This is a genomic window from Pseudomonas sp. FA117, assembly GCF_057370475.1.
This window is the reverse complement of sequence record NZ_CM170675.1, coordinates 1,496,757-1,513,915: the sequence shown is the minus strand read 5'-3', so window position 1 is coordinate 1,513,915 and position 17,159 is coordinate 1,496,757. Positions and strand designations below refer to the sequence as shown.

Sequence of the window (17,159 nt, the reverse complement as noted above, 5' to 3'; positions counted from 1 at the left end):
ATGGAAAAACCGCCCGCGTGGCGGTTTTTTCATGCCTGCACGCGCCAGGCCTCTCCCAGGCTGGCCTGCAGGTAGTCCATGAACGCCCGCACCTTGGCGGTCATGGCAAAGCGGTCGGTCACGCACAGGAACACATCCATCGGCTCGGTCTGCGCATACGCATCTCCGGGCAGCACCGAGTCGAACAACGGCACCAGCCGGCCGCTGTCCAGGTGCGGACGGATGAGGAACTCGGCCAGGCGGGTCACGCCACCATCGTTGAGCGCCATTTCGGCCAGGGCTTCGATGTCGTCGCTGATCAGCACGCTGCCGAACTCTGCCTCGAAGCGCATGCCGTCGCGCACGAACCCCCAGCGCAGCAGCCGGCCATCGACCGGGTAGCGCAGCACCAGGCAGCGGTGGTCACGCAGGGCTTCAGGGGTGGTCGGCCGCCCGGCCTGGGCCAGGTAGCCGGGTGAAGCGCAGCAGATGAATGGCACCCGGGCGATATGCCGCGCCAGCAGGTGATCCTCCAGTTGCGGAGTGATGCGCAGGCTGACATCGATCCCTTCACGGGCATGGTCGACACGCCGGTCACTCGCAATCATTTCTATCGAAAGCTGCGGATAGCGCGCGCTGAAGCCGGGAATCAGCGGCGCCAGGATACGCCGACCGAACGCGGAGGTGGCCGCAATGCACAGCCGGCCCTGGGGCTCGGTGTCGGGCGTGGTGACCGCCTGCTCGGCCAGGGCCAGGTCGCGCTCGACGTGCTTGACCCGGTTGTAGTACTGGCTGCCAGCCGGTGTCAGCGCCATGCTGCGGGTGCTGCGCGAGAGCAGGCGCACCTGCAGGTGAGCTTCCAGGCGCGCCAGGTTCTGGCTGACGGCAGCGGCGGTCAGCCCCAGGGTGCGCGCCGCACCGGCAATGCTGCCGGCTTCGACGACCTTGATGAAGCTGCGGATGGCGTTGAGCAGGTCCATGGCGGGCTCTTGAGATTCGTAAGAATCTCTTTATAAAGAACTCATCCGGCCTGGTCTACAGCGCAGCATCGACCATTGCTAACCTGCGCGTCTCCTGTCCAACCGAGGAAACCCCATGACCTCAGTGCCTCAACCCCGCCGCAAACTGCGCGCCAGTGCCACCCCGTACGTGTTCGCGTTCTACATGTCGGCGATCATGGCGATGCTGATGTGCTTCGTCATCACCGCCGCCACGACCGGGATCGACCAGGACTATCTGCGCAAGGTGCTCAACGCCTATCAACTGGCGATGCCGGTGGCGTTCGTCTGCGTACTGATGGTCAGGCCTGTGGTGATGCGCCTGGTGGCCCTGACCGTGCATCCGCACTGAGCAGCGATTGAAAGGGCCGGTATCAGGGCTGTGAAGCGATGGCCCTTTCAATCGCTGCACGGAACGCCGGATCATCCGGCTTGGTCAGGCTGGAGAAGTTGCCGATCACCTTGCCTCGCCGGTCGACCACGTACTTGTAGAAATTCCACTTCGGCGCGCTGCTCTGCTTCGCCAGCTCCACGAACAGCGGGATCGCATCCTTGCCGCGAACCGCCTGGGTCTTGGTCATGGTGAAGGTCACGCCGTAGTTGGCATAGCAGACCTTGGCGGTCTTCTCGCTGTCGGCGTCTTCCTGCTTGAAGTCGTTGGAGGGCACCCCGAGCATTTCCAGCCCCTGCTCGTGGTACTCCTTGTAGGCGGCTTCCAGCCCTTCGAACTGCGGGGCGAAACCGCAGTAGCTGGCGGTATTGATCACCACCAGCGGTTTGCCGGCGTAGCGCTGGCACAGGTCGACCTGCCCCTTGCCACGCAATTCCGGCAGGCTGCCCTGCAGCAGCGCCGGGCAATCGGCGGCCCAGCTGGCGGAAGTGGCCGCCAGGGCCAGCAAAGGTACTGCGAGCCAACGTGTGAGCATGTTCCTGATCTCCTGCAAGACGATTCCTTGCAGGGTAGCGCTTAACAAACCCCCATGCCCAGCTGCATCAACGCCAGCCCGCCCTGATGCCAGCCCCACCAGGCCAGTGCCAGCACCAGTAGCGTGGCCGCCGCCAGCAGCCCGCGCAGCCAGGCGCGGTTCATGCCGCGCTGGCCTGCAGCCGTGCCACCGGCCGCTCGCGCACTGGCCAGTTGAGGGCCGCAGCCAGCAGGCTGAGCAGGATGGAAATCTGCCAGACCAGGTCGTAGCTGCCGGTGCGGTCATACACCACCCCGCCCAGCCAGCCTCCGAGGAAGGCGCCCAGCTGATGGAACAGGAACACGATGCCACCGAGCATCGACAGGTTGCGCACACCGAACAGGGTCGCCACCGTGCCGTTGGTCAGCGGCACCGTCGACAGCCACAACAGGCCCATGGCGATGCCGAACAGGTAGGCGCTGGCCTCGGTCACCGGCGCCCAGAGGAACAGCACGATCACCACCGCCCGCAGCAGGTACAGGCTGGTCAGCAGGCGCGGCTTGGACATGCGCCCGCCCAGCCAGCCGGCGGTGTAGGTGCCGACGATGTTGAACAGCCCGACCAGCGCCAGCACCGTGGTGCCGATGGTGGCCGGCAGGTGCTGGTCGACCAGGTAGGCCGGCAGGTGAACGCCGATGAACACCACCTGGAATCCGCAGACGAAGAAGCCCAGCGCCAGCAGCCAGAAGCCCGAATGCGAACAGGCTTCACGCAGCGCCTGGCCGAGCGTCTGTTCCCCTCCCTGGCTGGGCAGCGGCCGGTCACGCAGCAGCCCGACGAAGGGCACGATCAATGCGACCATCAAGCCCAGTACCAGCAGCGCCGCCGACCAGCCCAGCCACTGGATCAGGCCGAGGGTTCCCGGCAGCATGGCGAACTGGCCGAAAGAGCCGGCCGCACTGGCGATGCCCATGGCCATGCTGCGCTTTTCAGGCGCCACGGCACGGCCGACCACGCCCAGGATCACCGAGAAGGAGGTGCCGGACAGGCCGATGCCGATCAGCAGGCCGGCGCTCAGCGACAACGACCACAGCGAGTCGGCCATGCCCATCAGCACCAGGCCCACGGCATAGAGAATGCCGCCGACGATCACCACCCGCGCCGCGCCGAGGCGGTCGGCCAAGGCACCGGAGAACGGCTGGGCCAGGCCCCAGATCAGGTTCTGCAGGGCGATGGCGAAGGCGAACACTTCGCGGCCCCAGCCGAAATCGGCGCTCATGGGGGCCAGGAACAGGCCGAAGCCATGTCGCACCCCCAGCGACAGCGCCAGGATCAGCGCCGCGCCGAGCAGCACCCAGCCACTGCTTCGCCAAACGGAAGTCATTGTTGTCGTCTCCTAACCATCGCAAGGTTTGTACGGGTATATACCCGCTTTTCAGGTACCACTTCAGGCCAAACGCTCCAGCAGGCGAACCAGTTCATCGCGCTGCCCTTCCCCCAACTGCTCGACCAACTGTAGCTGAGCCCGCTCCCAGGCCGGGTGTGCGGCAGCCAGACAGCGCGTGCCCGCCTCGGTCAGGCACACCAGGCGATTGCGCTGGTCGCTGCCTTCGCCGAGCCGCACCAAGCCGTCAGCCTCCAGCACCCGCAGGTTACGGCCCAGGGTGCTGCGATCCAGGCCCATGGCTTCGGCCAGGCTGGTGATGCTCGGTTGGTCGAGCCGCTGCAGGTGACGCAGCAGGGAAAACTGCGCGACATTGATGCCGAAGCCTGCGAGGGCTTCGTCGTAATGCCGGCTCACCCCTCGGGCGGCACGACGCAGATGGGTGCAGATGCATTCACTGGTCAACATGAATGCGTGTATATACCCGCAACCTGGGATGTTGCAAGAAATTTCTGCGTTCGTTCAGGGCTGCAGACGCCGACGAATCGGCTCGAACGCCTCGCCGGCGTGACGCTGCAGCGGATCGGCAACCCCGTTGTCGATGGCTTTCCAGTAGCGCCACGGCACCTTGGCGGTGCCCAGTTCGTAGTCCATGCCATCCCAGCTGTCCTCGCGAAAGCTGTAGAACGCCCAGTGCAGGCGCTCACGATCGAGCACGCCCAGCACATCCTCCAGATAGGCGCGACAGCCCGGCAAGCGGCGCATGCAGCCGAACTCGCCAATCACCAGTCGCGAACGCGGCACCTGGTGTTCTGCAGCCCATTGCACGGGCTGTTGCAGGTAGTCGGCCACCCGCGCCGCATCCCAGCGCTCGGAACGGCCCGCGAACGGCACCACGCCGGGATAGGCGTACGGCCGTTTGCGCGTCATGTTCGGCGCGCTGGTCGCGGCATAGGGCTCGTACATGTGCACGCTGTAGAGCACCCGGCTGTCGGTCAGCGGTTGCGGCCAATAGCTGAAGGCATCAGCGGCCGCGTACCAGCCGGCATCGACCATCACCGGGGTCGTGTCGTCCACTTCACGGATCGCGGCCAGCAGCGTGGCCGAGAGCGCCGGCAGGTCGCGTGGGCCGCCCTGCTCCTGCGCATACCAGCGCTTCATCAACGCTGGCGCGGCATGTTCGGGCAGACCGCCGTGCTTTTCCGGGGCCGGCTCGTTGACCAGGTTGTAGCCGGCTACGGCGGGGTGGTCTTTCAACGCCCTTGCCAGGTCGCGCCAGAACGCCGCCGACTGTTGCCAGTAACACTTGTCCTGCCACAGACGATCGTCGAACTGCCCCCGGTTGTTCTGCGACCAGCGCATGCCCGGCAGCGAGAGCGGTGCAATCACCACCTTGAGCCCCGCCTGCCGGGCCCGGTCCAGCACCTGTTCGAGCACCTGCAGATCACTGTCGACAAGACCGTCGTAGTGGTCGGCGTCACCGAGCAGGAAGTCCCTGCCGGCAGGCTTCCATTTGTCGTAGGAAAGCCGCACCCAGGTTGCACCGTAGGCTTTCAGGGCATCGAAATAGGCCTGGTCGGGCGGCAGGCGGTTGAAGCTGTTGCCGCCGTGGCGAGGTGTGTCCCAGAAGTCGATCAGGTCGGCTCCCGAAGCCGACAGCGGCGTCGCGAGCAGCAGGCCGGCGAGCAGGTAATGGCGCATCGGATGATTTCCTGGAAACGCGGAAGACAACCGAGCCTACCCCTGCCCACCCCAGGAAGTTTCCGAACCGCTCGAAGGATGTTTCCGAGCTCGACGTGTTGGTCAATACGACAGCGCCAACCCCAGCACCACCGTCAACTCGAGCAACTCCAGCAAGGCGCCCGCGGTATCACCCGTGGTGCCTCCCAGCCGCCGCAGCATCTGACGCCGCAGCCCGACGAACACCACCACGGTCGCCAACAGCACCCAGAGCGCCAGCCAGCCGCCGAGCAGCACCCCGGCTGCCGCGCAGGCCAGCAGCACCCAGCCCGCTGCGCGCCTGGGCAAGTGCTCGGCCAGTGCCGAACCCAGCCCTGCGGCACGTACGTAAGGGGTGCCGAGGAACAGCCCGAGCATGGCCGCCCGCCCCACCACCGGCGCCAGCACCAACCAAGCACCGGCGCCACGCTCGACCAGCACCCACAGCGCACAGAACTTCAAAAGCAGCACCAGCACCAGGGTTACCACGGCAATCGGGCCGCTGCGGGGATCCTTCATGATCTGCAAGGTGCGCTCGCGGTCACCGAAGCCACCCAGCCAGGCATCGGCGCTGTCGGCCAGGCCATCCAGGTGCAAGGCACCGCTGAGCAACACCCACAGCGCCAGCAGCAAGGCCGCCTGCAGGGGTGCGGCGCTACCCTGCAGCACTGCGCTGGCCGCCCACAGCAACAGACCGAAGAGCAGCCCTACCAGCGGATAGAACAGCAGCGACCGCCCCATCTGCCGAGGCTCAGGCATGCCCGGCAGGCTCACCGGCAGGCTGCTGAGAAACTGCAAGGCAATCCAGAACGGCAGCATCAATCCACCTCGCGCAACAGCTCTTCGGCCTGCCAATCCAGGCGCAGCAGAGCGCCGTGGCCGACCTCGACCTGCAGCAACTGCTCGCGCGGCAGACCACGGGCACGGGCCAGCAACAGGCGCATGACGCCGCCGTGGGTCACCAGCAACACGCGCTTGCCGGCATGCTGGTTCGCCAGGCCGCGCACCGCCGCCAGCACGCGCTCGGCAAATGCTTCAACCGGCTCACCGTCAGGTGGCGTGAAGGCGTAGGGATCGGCCCAGAAGCGCCCCAGTTCGTCGGCTTGGGTCTGCATGATCTGCGCGGCACTGCGTCCTTCCCATTCACCGAAGTGCAACTCGCGCACACCTGCCTCCAGTTGCACCTGCAGCCCCAGCCGAGCGCCCAGTTCATCGGCGAACCGTGCGCAGCGCTGCAGCGGCGAGCTGACCAGCACATCCCAGGGCCCGCCCACCTCGACTGCCGTGCGCATCTGCGCCCAGCCGTGCTCGGTCAGAGCGTCGTCCAGGCTGCCGCGCAACCCGCCGCCCAGTTCGGTCTCGCCATGACGCAGCAGGTCGAGGATCATGCCGGGCGGTCCGCAACCGCCGCCTCGGCGAAGGTCGCCATCTCCCCGTGCAGGGCACAGGCCAGGCGCATCAACGGCACGGCCAGCGCAGCACCACTGCCCTCGCCCAGACGCAGTCCGAGGGCCAGCAACGGTTCCGCCTGCAGCGCCTCGAGCAAGACCTGATGTCCAGGCTCGGCGCCCTGGTGGGCGAACAGCAACCACTGCCGGCATTGCGGATTGAGGCGTACGGCAACCAAGGCCGCCACGCTGCAGATGAAGCCGTCGACCAGCACCGCGATCCCGCTCTGCGCGCAGGCCAGATAGGCCCCCGCCAGCGCGGCGATCTCGAAACCACCGACGCAGGCCAATGCCCGCAACGGATCACAGTCCTGCAGACTGTGCAGTGCAAGGGCGCGCTCGATCACCTCGGCCTTGTGCCGCACCCCGGCACTGTCTAGCCCGGTCCCCGGCCCGCTGAGGGCATTGGCCGGGCAGCCCAGCAAGGCGCTGGCCAGGGCTGCGGCGGCCGTGGTGTTGCCGATGCCCATCTCGCCACCGATGAACAGCTGTGCGCCCTGCCCGGCTGCACGCTGTGCACTGTCACGCCCGGCGTCGAGGGCTGCGTGCAACTGCGCCTGGGTCATCGCCGGCTGGCGGGCGAAATTCGCCGTGCCTGCCCCCAGGCGCAGGTGATGCACACCCGGCAGTTGCAGCTCGGGGTCGATGGTGCCCAGGTCGACCACATCCAGGGTGGCCTGCAGTTGCCGGGCCAGTACGCTGATCGCTGCGCCACCACCGACGAAGTTGCGCAGCATCTGCCCGGTGACAGCCTGGGGATAGGCCGAGATCCCCTCTTCCACCACGCCATGGTCAGCGGCGAACAAGCTGATTGCCACCTGTTCCAGGTTCGGTCGCTCGCGACCTTGCAGGCCGGCCAGGGTAATCGCCAGGGCTTCCAGCTGCCCCAGCGATCCAGCGGGTTTGGTCAGCTGTTGCTGACGGGCGCGCGCCTGCTCCATGGCGTCGTTGTCGAGGGGTTGGTAGGCATCGAGCCACCAGCTTGCGTTCATAGAGCAGGTCCTTTGAGCATGAGGGGAAGGCCGGCCACCGTGAGCACCACGCGCTCGCAGCGTTCGGCCACGGCCTGGTGCAGCCAGCCGGCCAGGTCGACGTAACGGCGGGTCAGCTCGCCCATGGGCACCACGCCCAGGCCGGTTTCGTTGCTGACCAGGATCAGCGTGCCCGGCAAGTCGGCCAGACAGTCGAGCAGTGCATCGCGTTCTTCGGCAAGGCGCTGTTCATCGTCGAGCATCAGCAGGTTGGTCAGCCACAGGGTCAGGCAGTCCACCAGCAGGCAGCGCCCGTCGCGGGCCTCGTCGCGCAGCACCCGCGCCAGGGCCAGCGGTTCTTCGATCAGCGCCCAGTCAGAAGGTCGCCGCTCGCGGTGCAGGCGTACACGTTCGTTCATCTCGCCGTCCAGCGGCTCGCTGGTGGCGATGTAGGTGACCGGCAGGCCACTGGCCACGGCCAGTTGCTCGGCCAGGCGGCTCTTGCCGGAACGGGCACCGCCGAGAATCAGGTTGCGCATCTCAGGCCACTCCACACAAGGCGCGCAACTGCGCGGTGTCCAGGTGTTGCTCGACGAGGTCGGCCAGACGCTCGATGTCGCGCTCGCGCAGGGCTTCGTAGTCGACGTTCTCGACCTGCTCCAGGCCCGCCCAGCGCAACAGCGCGGCGCAGGAATGGCTGCCTTCGAAAAGGCCGTGCAGGTAGGTGGCGAGTATCTGCCCATCGGCACTGATCGCGCCATCGGCGCGGCCATCGGCCAGCCTCAGCGCAGGCTGTTGCAACGCCGGCCCCTGGGTGACGCCGGCATGAATTTCATAGCCCGACACCGGCGCCTGCTCGAGGCTCAGCACACCGGCGACATTGCGCAGCTGCTTGTCGGCCTCCAGTACCGTGGCGTAGTCGAACAGGCCAAGGCCCTCGCTCGACCCCGCCGCGCCTTCCAGCCCCAGCGGATCGTGCACCTGGCGGCCAAGCATCTGCAGCCCGCCACAAATGCCGATCAGCTTGCCGCCGTAGCGCAGGTGCCGCTCGATAGCGCGATCCCAACCGCGATCGCGCAACTGCGCCAGGTCTCCGCGCACGCTCTTGGAGCCGGGCAGGATGATCAGGTCGGCCGGCGGAATCGGCTGACCGGGGCCGATGAACTGCAGATCCACCTGCGGGTGCAGGCGCAATGGATCGAAGTCGGTGTGGTTGCTGATGCGTGGCAGCACCGGGACGATCACCTTGAGCACCCGCTCGCCCTTGAGCGACTGGCGTCGGTCGATGCCGTCCTCGGCCTCAAGGTGCAGGTCGGTGACGTAGGGCAGCACGCCCAGCACCGGTTTGCCGGTGCGCTGCTCCAGCCAGTCCAGGCCCGGCTGCAGCAAGGCGATGTCGCCGCGGAAACGGTTGATGACGAAGCCCTTCACCCGCGCCTGTTCGCTGGGCGAGAGCAGCTCCAGGGTGCCGACCAGGTGGGCGAAAACGCCGCCCCGGTTGATGTCGGCGACCAGGATCACCGGGCAGTCCACCGCCTCGGCGAAGCCCATGTTGGCGATATCACCGGCACGCAGGTTGATCTCGGCAGGAGAGCCTGCGCCCTCGACCATCACCACCGGATAGGCGGCGCTCAGGCGCTGGTGCGAAGCCAGCACCGCCTGCATGGCGATGGCCTTGTAGTCGTGATAGGCGACGGCGTTCATGCTGGTCACCGCACGGCCATGGACGATGACCTGGGCGCCGGTGTCGCTGTTGGGCTTGAGCAGCACCGGGTTCATGTCGGTGTGCGGCGCCAGCCGGCAGGCCTGGGCTTGCACCGCCTGGGCACGGCCGATCTCACCACCGTCGGCGGTCACCGCGCTGTTGAGCGCCATGTTCTGCGGCTTGAACGGCACCACGCCGACACCCTGGCGCAGCAGCCAGCGGCACAGGGCGGTGACCAGCGTGCTCTTGCCGGCATCGGAGGTGGTGCCCTGCACCATGAGCGTGGTCATGCCGATTCCTTCTGGTAGTCCTGTAGCGCCTGACGCAGGCGCTGCTCATCTGCTGCGCAGGCGGGCAGGCCAAAGCGCAGGGCGGCAGGCGTTTCGAACAGGCGCACGAGAATGCCGCGACGGGCGAGAAACTCATGCAGTTGCGCGGCGCGCGGATCACGCAGGTACTGGAACAGGTCGCAGCTACCGGTGGCCGGCAAGCCGCACTCGACGAGCAGAGCGCCCAGGCGTGCGCTGGCCTCGGCGCAACGCCGGATCTGCCCCTGCTGCGCGGCAGTGTCAGCGAAGCACGACTGGCCGAGGATGCGTGTCGGGCCACTGACAGTCCAGGGCCCGAGCCTTTCGGCCAGGCCCTGCAGCAGCGCCGCTTCGGCCATCACGAAGCCCAGCCGCACACCGGCCAGGCCGAAGAACTTGCCGAACGAACGCAGCACGACCAACCCGTCCCGGGCGTTCTGCTCGAGCAGGCTGTGCGCCGGGGTGTTGTCCATGAAGGCCTCGTCCACCACCAGCCAGCCGCCGCGCCGAGCCAGACGGGCGTGCCAGTCGAGCAGACGCTCGCGCGGCACGCAGCGCCCGGTCGGGTTGTTCGGGTTGACCAACAGCAGCACATCGAGGCTGTCCAGAACCGCATCAACCTGGTCGTCATCGAGCTCGACCAGCTCATGTCCGGCGCGCTGCCAGGCGTGCGGATGCTCGGCATAGCACGGCGGCAACACGCCGACCCGCCCGCGCGCACGCAGGTGCGGCAGGGCCTGGATCGCCGCCTGAGAGCCGGCCACCGCGAGCAGCTCATCGACACCGTAATAGGCGCGCGCGGCCTGCTCCAGGCCATCTTCGACCTCGGGCAGGCGCGCCCATGCGTCGAGCGGAATCGATGGGATGGCGAAGGACCAGGGGGCGATGCCACTGGACAGGTCGAGCCAGTCTTCACGCGCGATACCGTACTGATGCACCGCGCGCAGCAGGCGACCACCATGTTCAAGCATAGAGCCAGGCCCCCGTGCAGATCACCAGCAGCCACAACCAGACGCCGCGCTGCACCAGGCTCCAGCCGCGCTCGATGGCATCGGCGTCGGCCACCGGCCCCTCGCCCAGACGGGCACGCTCGTGCAGTTCACCGTGGTACACCGCCGGGCCGCCCAGTTCGACGCCCAGGGCGCCAGCGCCCGAGGCCATCACCGGCCCGGCGTTGGGGCTGTCCCACAGCGGTGCCTGGTTGCGCCAGCACCTGAGCGCCAGGCGGGTCTTGCCGAGCAGCGCGTAGGTCAGCGCCACCAGCCTGGCCGGCAGGTAGTTGAGTACATCGTCGATACGCGCCGCAGCCCAGCCGAAGCGCTCGAAACGTTCGTTGCGATAGCCCCACATGGCATCCAGGGTATTGCTCAGGCGGTACAGCACCACACCCGGCGCACCGGCCACGACGAACCAGAACAGCGCGGCGAACACTGCGTCACTGCCGTTCTCCAGCACCGACTCGGTGGCTGCGCGGGCCACGGCGGGCTCGTCGAGCTCGCGGGTCTCGCGGCTGACCAGATAGCCCACCCGGTGTCGCGCTTCGTCCAGATCGCCCTGGCGCAGGGCCTGGGCCACAGGCAGCACATGCTCGCCCAGGCTGCGCATGCCCAGCGCGCAATACAGCGCCAGGGCATCGACCAGCCAGCCGATCCAGGGCAGCCACGACAGGATCAGCGCCACCAGGGTCAAGGGCACCACGGCCAGGAACCAGGCGCTGACACCATGACTGCGCCAGCCCCGGCCGCCGGCATTGAAGCGTTGCTCCAGACGCCCGGCGAAGTTGCCGAAGGCCACCAGTGGGTGGCGCCGCTGCGGCTCGCCGAGCAATGCATCCAGCGCCACCCCGGCCACGGTCAGCAAGGCGATGCTCATGCCGGCGTCCCCCATTGGTTCTCGTAGAGCAACTCGCTCAGCGGCCGCTCACGCGCCCAGTCTTCCAGCACCAGCATCGGCGCTTCGTAGAATTTCGCCACCGGCCCCAGGCACAGCACCGCCACCGGCTTGGCCCCGACCGGCATGCCCAGCACGTCGGCCAGCGCCTGCGGGTCGAACAGCGACACCCAGCCCATCCCCAGGCCTTCGGCGCGCGCCGCCAGCCAGAGGTTCTGGATGGCGCAGGCGATCGAGGCCAGGTCCATCTCCGGCAGGGTGCGGCGGCCGAAGATGTGCGGCTCGCGCTTGTCCATCAAGGCGGCGACCAGCACCTCGGCGCACTCGCCGATGCCTTCGACCTTGAGCTTCATGAAGTCGTCGGAGCGTTCGCCCAGCGCCTCGGCGGTGCGCACGCGCTCCTGCTCGACCAGCGCCTGGATACGCCCGCGCAGGTCAGGCTGGCTGATGCGGATGAAACGCCACGGCTGCATCAGTCCGACGCTGGGCGCCTGGTGCGCTGCGGCCAGCAGCCGGGCCAGCAGCGCGGGGGCCACTTCGCCGCCGATGAAGTGGCGCATGTCGCGACGCTCGCCGATGGCGCGGTAGACCGCAGCCCGCTCGGCTTCGCTGAAGGCGTGTTCGTTCATGGTCGCAACAGCGCCACCGCCGCCTCGGGATTGGAAGGGAAATAGAAGTGCACGTAGGACGCCGTCAGCCGCCCCAGGCGATAGACCGCCTCGTTGCCACGCCCACCATTGGGGCTCAGGCCACGGGCGATCGGTGCAAGTTCGGTGGTGGTCAGGGAATGATGATAGGTGTGGCCGCGCAGCGTGCCTTCGGGCAGCTCGACCGCCTGCAGCGCCAGGGCCGCCAGGCGTTTCTGCATCACCGCTTCGCCGGGCAGCAGGCCCAGCAGTTCGGCACGTTCACCGGCAACGTCGGTCAGCGCATCGAGCAGATACAGCATGCCACCACACTCGGCCAGCAACGGCTTGCCTTCGGCGTGATGGCCGCGGATCGCCTCGCGCATCGGGGCGTTGGCTGCCAGCGCGTGGTGGTGCAGTTCCGGATAGCCTCCGGGCAGGTAGAGGCTGTCGACCACAGGCAACTGCTGGTCGTGCAGGGGCGAGAAGAACACGAGCTCGGCGCCATGCTCGCGCAGCAGGTCGAGGTTGGCGCCATAGAGGAAGGCAAAAGCCTCATCCCGGGCCACGCCGATGCGTACGCCGACAAGGCTTGTGCCCGGCTCCACCGCTTGCGGCTCGACGAACGCCACCGGTGGCGGCAAGGCGGCATCGCAGCTGGCGCCCAGGGCTTCGGCGGCCGCGTCGAGGCGGGCGTCGAGGTCGTTCAGTTCGCTGGCCTGGACCAGCCCCAGGTGGCGGCTGGGCAGCTCGATGCCGCGTTCGCGCGACAACCCACCGTACCAACGCAGGCCTTCGGTCAGGCTGCCTTCGAGCAGCTGCGCATGGCGCAGGCTGCCGACCCGGTTGGCCAGCACGCCGGCAAACGGCAGGTCGGCCTGGTAGCGCGCCAGCCCCAGGGCCAGGGCGCCAAAGGTCTGGGCCATGGCCGTGCCGTCGATCACCGCCAGCACCGGCACGCCGAAATGCCGCGCAAGGTCGGCGCTCGACGGCGTGCCGTCGAACAGGCCCATGACGCCTTCGATCAGGATCAGGTCGGCTTCGGCAGCGGCCTCCCACAACAGGCGACGGCTTTCCTGCTCGCCGATCATCCACATGTCCAGCTGGTACACCGGCGCACCGCTGGCGCGCTCGAGAATCATCGGGTCGAGAAAATCAGGCCCGCACTTGAACACCCGGACCTTGCGCCCGAGGTTGCGGTGCAGGCGCGCCAGGGCGGCGGTGACGGTGGTCTTGCCCTGGCCGGATGCCGGCGCGGCAATCAGCACCGCCGGGCAGTGACGTGAGGCTCGAGTCACAGTTCGACGCCCTTCTGCGCACGGATGCCCGCCTGGAAGGCGTGCTTGAGCATGCCCATCTCGGTGACGGTGTCGGCCAGTTCGACCATTTCCGGCTTGGCCCCGCGACCGGTGACGATCACATGCTGCATCGGCGGGCGCGCCTGGATGTCCGAAAGCACCTGGTCGAGGTCGAGGTAGCCGTGCTTGAGAGCGATGTTCAGTTCATCGAGTACCACGAACTGTACCGAAGGATCCTGCAGCAACTGGCGAGAGACTGCCCAGGCCGCTTCTGCAGCGGCGATGTCGCGCTGGCGGTCCTGGGTTTCCCAGGTAAAGCCTTCGCCCATCACGTGATAGCGCACTTCATCGGGGAAGCGGCGGAAGAACAGTTCTTCGCCGGTGCTGTTGCGCCCCTTGATGAACTGCACCACCCCGCACTGCATGCCATGCCCGAGCGCGCGGGCGAGCATGCCGAAGGCCGAGCTGCTCTTGCCCTTGCCATTGCCGGTCAGCACCAGCAGCAGGCCGCATTCGTTGGGGGAATTGGCGATACGTTCGTCGATGATCGCCTTCTTGCGCTGCATGCGCGCCAGGTGGCGTTCGTCGCGTTCGGTGGATTCGCTCATCAGGGGTTCTCCGCAGGCTGTCGACGCGCCGGTGGGGCACTCGCGGGCGGGCACCAGGCAACGACAGATAAACAAGGCAGGCAAGCGAAGGGCGCGCGCAGGGGCCGTGGCAATAGCACGGGTCAGCGCGCATCACCCTCCGTGATGCCGTTGGCAGTGACAGGCCGGTCTCCGGGCTCGTGAGCCGGGCCCTGGCCCGAAACCGCGCGCCTTCCCGGGGGACGAATGCCCCAGTGGCCCTGCGCGATCTTGACTCACCTACCGTTGCGGGGGCAGCGCCGGATTCGCGCCTTGCTGGCGCCCACCGGCTTCCCAGTTTCACCCTGACGGAGCCGATCCGCAGAGCACCTGAAACACGCCGCGAAGGTTAGAGGGTTGCACCGGGAGCGTCAATTGAACACCGACGATGAACGGTTGATGTGGATGCTTGTCTCACTATCGAAGCAGTGATATCACATAGCCATCACCCAGCTGCACGCGACCATAATAAAAGGAGAGCGCGTCATGCAAGGCTTGATCATCCACAACCCGCACCTGGAATTCCTGCGTCCGGCCCTGGAACGCTGGGTCGACTGCATCGACCGTTTCAACCAGATCCATGGCGACGGCGATGCGCCCTACTGGCATGGCGCCCAGGCCAATGCCGGGATCCTCGCCGCCGCAGCCTGGCAGGCCGAGCTGGTGGCGCTGCAGCACTACCAGAGCAAGAAGCAGCGTGACGAAGGCGAGCGCGAGGGGCGCTGCGATCTGTCGATTGCCGGCGCCGAACACTCCATTCATCTGCACACCGAGCAGCGCTGGCCAAAGATTGCCCGCCTGGACCTGGCGGGCGCCCTGCAGGAGAGCGCGACCTTGGCGCGGCTGACCGCCTACCCCAGCCAGCTGAAGGCCGGAGCGCTGTTCGTCAGCCCATGGAAGGCGGGACAGCATGCCAGCCCGGAGGAATTGCAGGATCTGGTCGATGACTTGAACAAGCACACAGCCTGCGCAATTGCCTGGTACTTCCCGTATGCGTACCGCAAGTTGCATAACGAGTCAGGGCAGTATCATCCAGGGGTGGCGTTGTTGCTCAAGCAGGCTTGAGTACAGGGCTCGGGGGCTGCTGCGCAGCCCTTTCCCGACACCATCAGGGGTTCTGCGCGAGATGCCCCGGCGCCAACACCCGCTTGGCCTGCAGGTACGCCTTGGACCAGTAGCTGTTCGACAGGTAGTCGAGCCGCACGGTACCGCCGGTGGACGGCGCATGCACGAAGCGCCCCTCCCCCACGTAGATCCCCGCATGGCTCACCTGCGAGCCGCCGCCGGTGGCGAAGAACACCAGGTCACCGGACTGCAGTGAATTGATGTCAACGCTCGGGGCACGCATGACGATCATCTCGCGGGTCGAGCGCGGCAGGTTGATGTTCGCCGCACCGCGGTACACATAGCCGATCAGCCCGCTGCAATCGAACCCCGAATCCGGCGTGTTGCCGCCCCAACGGTACGGCGTGCCGACCAGGCCGATGGCACGGATCAGCACGTCGTCCGCCACAGGCGAAGATGAAGGCTGGTCGATGAAGGTGACCTGCGGCTTGACCACAGGGGCCGGAGCCGGAGCACGGCTGGAACAGGCGGCGAGCAGTGCCGCGAGGGAAAGGAGTGCGAAGCGCGTCAGCATCGTCATGGGTCAGAACCTGTCTGAGACCAATCGGCCGCAGCCGAAAAAAGAGTTAAGGATTTAGATTAGACGCTATTCGTAAATGCGCACGGCGGCTAGCTTTTCAGCTACGCCGCCGTGCGAGGATACAGCATTTTGATATCAGTTGCGCGACAGGGTGGTGGTCGGCGCCATGGCCAAGGCACGCTTGGCTTCGATGAAGGTCTTGCTCCAGTAACGGTCATCGAGGTTGTCGATGCGCACGCCACCGCTGCGGCGGCTGCTGGAGTGGATGAACTGGTTGTCGCCCAGGTAGATGCCGGCGTGGCTGACGCGGCCGCGACCGTTGGTGCTGAAGAACAGCAGGTCACCCGGCTTGAGCTTGTTGCGTGCAACCTTGGGGGCGTCGACGTTGATCATCTCGCGGGTCGAACGCGGCAGGTTCATGCCCGCCTCTTCGCGGAACAGGTAGCCGATGAAGCCGCTGCAATCGAAGCCGGACTGTTCGGAGGTGCCCCCGAAGCGGTAGCGGGTGCCGATCAGCGACATGCCGCGCTCCAGGATGCTGTCCGCGAGGACTGGCAACTGGTAGGGCTTGCTGTTGCTGGAGAAGGCTTGCAGGTCTTCGTCGGTGGCGAGGTCTTCCTCATCGAAGACCGACGAATGCGAAGCGTTGGCCTTGACCGCGCTTTGTGCGGTGACCGAGGGGCGATCCTGGGGCTGGGAAATCGGGCCTTGGGCCGCGCAGCCAAAAAGCAGGGTCACGAGTGCGAGTGGCACGAGGGGTGCGAAGCGCTGGAGCATGGGCACGACCGTGTCTGTAATCCTTTAGAAGGGGGAAACTATGCCTTCTATCAGGGCCATTTGCAAATTTTATCGAAAAAAATGTGACTTTTGCGTTTTGCCGCTCTGGCCCGGCGTTTTCAGCCTCACCAGCCGAGGGTTTCCTTGAGGAAGGGAATGGTCAGTTTGCGCTGCGCCTGCAGCGAGGCCTGGTCGAGACGCTCGAGCAGGTCGAACAGCGCGCTCATGCTGCGCGTGCCGCGAGTGAGAATGAAGTGCCCGACCTCATCGGTCAGGTGCAGGCCACGGCGCGAGGCCCGCAGTTGCAGGGCGCGCAGCTTGTCTTCGTCGGACAGCCCGCGCATCTGGAAAATCAGTGCCAGCGTGAGCCGTGACTTGAGGTCGGCCAGCTTGATCGGCAGTTCGCGTGGCGAGCTGGAAGCTGCCAGCAGCAGGCGTCGACCGCTGTCGCGCAGGCGGTTGAACAGGTGGAACATCGCCTCTTCCCAGTCCGCCTTGCCGGCGATCACGTGCAGGTCGTCGATGCACACCAGTTCGTATTGTTCCAGATGGTCGAGCAGTTCCACGCCACGGTCGAGCAACTGCGCCAGCGGCAGGTAGACGGCGGGTTCGCCCAGTTGCTGGAAACGGTGGGTGGCCGCCTGCAGCAAATGCGTACGCCCGGCACCCTGCTTGCCCCACAGGTAGATGAGGCTCTCGGTCCAGCCGGCGTCGGCTTCGCACAGCCGTTCGACATAGCCCAGCGCCGCGGCATTGGCGCCCGGATAGTAGTTGATGAAGGTGGCGTCATCGCGCAGGCGCACACCCAGGGGCAACTGGATCGGTTTCATGCTGGCGGGCGGTCGCGAGGACCAAAGGGGGCCTTTGGTGAACAGTTTGC

Annotated in this window: 21 protein-coding genes and 1 riboswitch; of the genes, 2 read left to right on the top strand and 19 right to left on the bottom strand. The window is 66.8% G+C overall.

Going from position 1 to position 17,159, the window contains the following annotated elements:
- Positions 1-29: 29 nt before the first annotated feature.
- Positions 30-959, bottom strand: coding sequence for a LysR family transcriptional regulator (locus AC1TXO_RS07160; RefSeq protein ID WP_486405662.1), 930 nt, complete (start codon positions 957-959; stop codon positions 30-32).
- Positions 960-1,074: 115 nt separating this feature from the next.
- Here AC1TXO_RS07160 and AC1TXO_RS07155 point away from each other — a divergent pair, with 115 nt between their 5' ends.
- Positions 1,075-1,329, top strand: coding sequence for a DUF2798 domain-containing protein (locus AC1TXO_RS07155; RefSeq protein WP_486405661.1), 255 nt, complete (start codon positions 1,075-1,077; stop codon positions 1,327-1,329).
- 22 nt (positions 1,330-1,351) lie between these two features.
- Here AC1TXO_RS07155 and AC1TXO_RS07150 read toward each other — a convergent pair whose 3' ends face one another.
- The 15 genes from AC1TXO_RS07150 to cobO all read right to left on the bottom strand — a co-directional run bounded on the left by AC1TXO_RS07150 (position 1,352) and on the right by cobO (position 13,839).
- On the bottom strand, positions 1,352-1,903 hold the full coding sequence (locus AC1TXO_RS07150) for a glutathione peroxidase (protein WP_486405660.1): 552 nt from the start codon (positions 1,901-1,903) through the stop codon (positions 1,352-1,354).
- 41 nt (positions 1,904-1,944) lie between these two features.
- Complete coding sequence (locus AC1TXO_RS07145) at positions 1,945-2,067, bottom strand: hypothetical protein (protein WP_486405659.1); 123 nt, start codon at positions 2,065-2,067, stop codon at positions 1,945-1,947.
- Positions 2,064-3,266, bottom strand: coding sequence for an MFS transporter (locus AC1TXO_RS07140; RefSeq protein ID WP_486405658.1), 1,203 nt, complete (start codon positions 3,264-3,266; stop codon positions 2,064-2,066). Before AC1TXO_RS07140 ends, AC1TXO_RS07145 begins: the two co-directional genes overlap by 4 nt.
- A gap of 63 nt (positions 3,267-3,329) precedes the next feature.
- A complete protein-coding gene (locus AC1TXO_RS07135) occupies positions 3,330-3,734 on the bottom strand; it encodes a MarR family winged helix-turn-helix transcriptional regulator (protein WP_486405657.1) in 405 nt (134 codons plus the stop codon).
- Positions 3,735-3,788: 54 nt separating this feature from the next.
- On the bottom strand, positions 3,789-4,967 hold the full coding sequence (locus AC1TXO_RS07130) for a glycoside hydrolase family 5 protein (RefSeq protein ID WP_486405656.1): 1,179 nt from the start codon (positions 4,965-4,967) through the stop codon (positions 3,789-3,791).
- 102 nt (positions 4,968-5,069) lie between these two features.
- Positions 5,070-5,804, bottom strand: coding sequence for an adenosylcobinamide-GDP ribazoletransferase (locus tag AC1TXO_RS07125; protein WP_486405655.1), 735 nt, complete (start codon positions 5,802-5,804; stop codon positions 5,070-5,072).
- Positions 5,804-6,373 carry an alpha-ribazole phosphatase family protein gene (gene cobC, locus AC1TXO_RS07120; RefSeq protein ID WP_486405654.1) on the bottom strand — a complete coding sequence of 190 codons (570 nt, stop codon included), beginning with the start codon at positions 6,371-6,373 and terminating at the stop codon, positions 5,804-5,806. The genes AC1TXO_RS07125 and cobC overlap by 1 nt, the downstream gene beginning before the upstream one ends.
- The gene (gene cobT / locus AC1TXO_RS07115) at positions 6,370-7,425 is read right to left on the bottom strand and encodes a nicotinate-nucleotide--dimethylbenzimidazole phosphoribosyltransferase (protein WP_486405653.1); all 1,056 of its coding nucleotides are present in this window, start codon (positions 7,423-7,425) and stop codon (positions 6,370-6,372) included. Before cobT ends, cobC begins: the two co-directional genes overlap by 4 nt.
- A complete protein-coding gene (cobU, locus tag AC1TXO_RS07110) occupies positions 7,422-7,943 on the bottom strand; it encodes a bifunctional adenosylcobinamide kinase/adenosylcobinamide-phosphate guanylyltransferase (RefSeq protein WP_486405652.1) in 522 nt (173 codons plus the stop codon). The genes cobT and cobU overlap by 4 nt, the downstream gene beginning before the upstream one ends.
- A 1-nt stretch (position 7,944) precedes the next feature.
- Complete coding sequence (locus AC1TXO_RS07105) at positions 7,945-9,399, bottom strand: cobyric acid synthase (protein ID WP_486405651.1); 1,455 nt, start codon at positions 9,397-9,399, stop codon at positions 7,945-7,947.
- Positions 9,396-10,388: a threonine-phosphate decarboxylase CobD gene (gene cobD, locus AC1TXO_RS07100; protein WP_486405650.1), complete on the bottom strand. Its 993-nt coding sequence runs from the start codon at positions 10,386-10,388 to the stop codon at positions 9,396-9,398. The genes AC1TXO_RS07105 and cobD overlap by 4 nt, the downstream gene beginning before the upstream one ends.
- A complete protein-coding gene (gene cbiB, locus AC1TXO_RS07095) occupies positions 10,381-11,289 on the bottom strand; it encodes an adenosylcobinamide-phosphate synthase CbiB (protein WP_486405649.1) in 909 nt (302 codons plus the stop codon). Before cbiB ends, cobD begins: the two co-directional genes overlap by 8 nt.
- A complete protein-coding gene (bluB, locus tag AC1TXO_RS07090) occupies positions 11,286-11,936 on the bottom strand; it encodes a 5,6-dimethylbenzimidazole synthase (RefSeq protein ID WP_486405648.1) in 651 nt (216 codons plus the stop codon). The genes cbiB and bluB overlap by 4 nt, the downstream gene beginning before the upstream one ends.
- Positions 11,933-13,231 (bottom strand): cobyrinic acid a,c-diamide synthase CobB, encoded by a 1,299-nt coding sequence (locus AC1TXO_RS07085; protein WP_486405647.1) that lies wholly within the window; start codon positions 13,229-13,231, stop codon positions 11,933-11,935. Before AC1TXO_RS07085 ends, bluB begins: the two co-directional genes overlap by 4 nt.
- Entirely contained in the window at positions 13,228-13,839 is a 612-nt protein-coding gene (gene cobO / locus AC1TXO_RS07080) for a cob(I)yrinic acid a,c-diamide adenosyltransferase (RefSeq protein WP_486405646.1), read from the bottom strand. The genes AC1TXO_RS07085 and cobO overlap by 4 nt, the downstream gene beginning before the upstream one ends.
- Before the next feature lie 145 nt (positions 13,840-13,984).
- Positions 13,985-14,206, bottom strand: a riboswitch (cobalamin riboswitch).
- A 137-nt stretch (positions 14,207-14,343) separates the two neighbouring features.
- On the opposite strand from cobO, the gene AC1TXO_RS07075 reads away from it, so the two are divergent.
- A complete protein-coding gene (locus AC1TXO_RS07075) occupies positions 14,344-14,922 on the top strand; it encodes a hypothetical protein (RefSeq protein WP_486405645.1) in 579 nt (192 codons plus the stop codon).
- Positions 14,923-14,965: 43 nt separating this feature from the next.
- On the opposite strand, the gene AC1TXO_RS07070 is transcribed toward AC1TXO_RS07075, so the two are convergent.
- From AC1TXO_RS07070 to hda, 3 genes are all read right to left on the bottom strand, one after another.
- Positions 14,966-15,502 (bottom strand): C40 family peptidase, encoded by a 537-nt coding sequence (locus tag AC1TXO_RS07070; protein WP_486405644.1) that lies wholly within the window; start codon positions 15,500-15,502, stop codon positions 14,966-14,968.
- A gap of 135 nt (positions 15,503-15,637) precedes the next feature.
- On the bottom strand, positions 15,638-16,279 hold the full coding sequence (locus AC1TXO_RS07065) for a C40 family peptidase (protein WP_486405643.1): 642 nt from the start codon (positions 16,277-16,279) through the stop codon (positions 15,638-15,640).
- Positions 16,280-16,404: 125 nt separating this feature from the next.
- Positions 16,405-17,109 (bottom strand): DnaA regulatory inactivator Hda, encoded by a 705-nt coding sequence (hda, locus tag AC1TXO_RS07060; RefSeq protein WP_054890953.1) that lies wholly within the window; start codon positions 17,107-17,109, stop codon positions 16,405-16,407.
- Between the last annotated feature and the right edge of the window lie 50 nt (positions 17,110-17,159).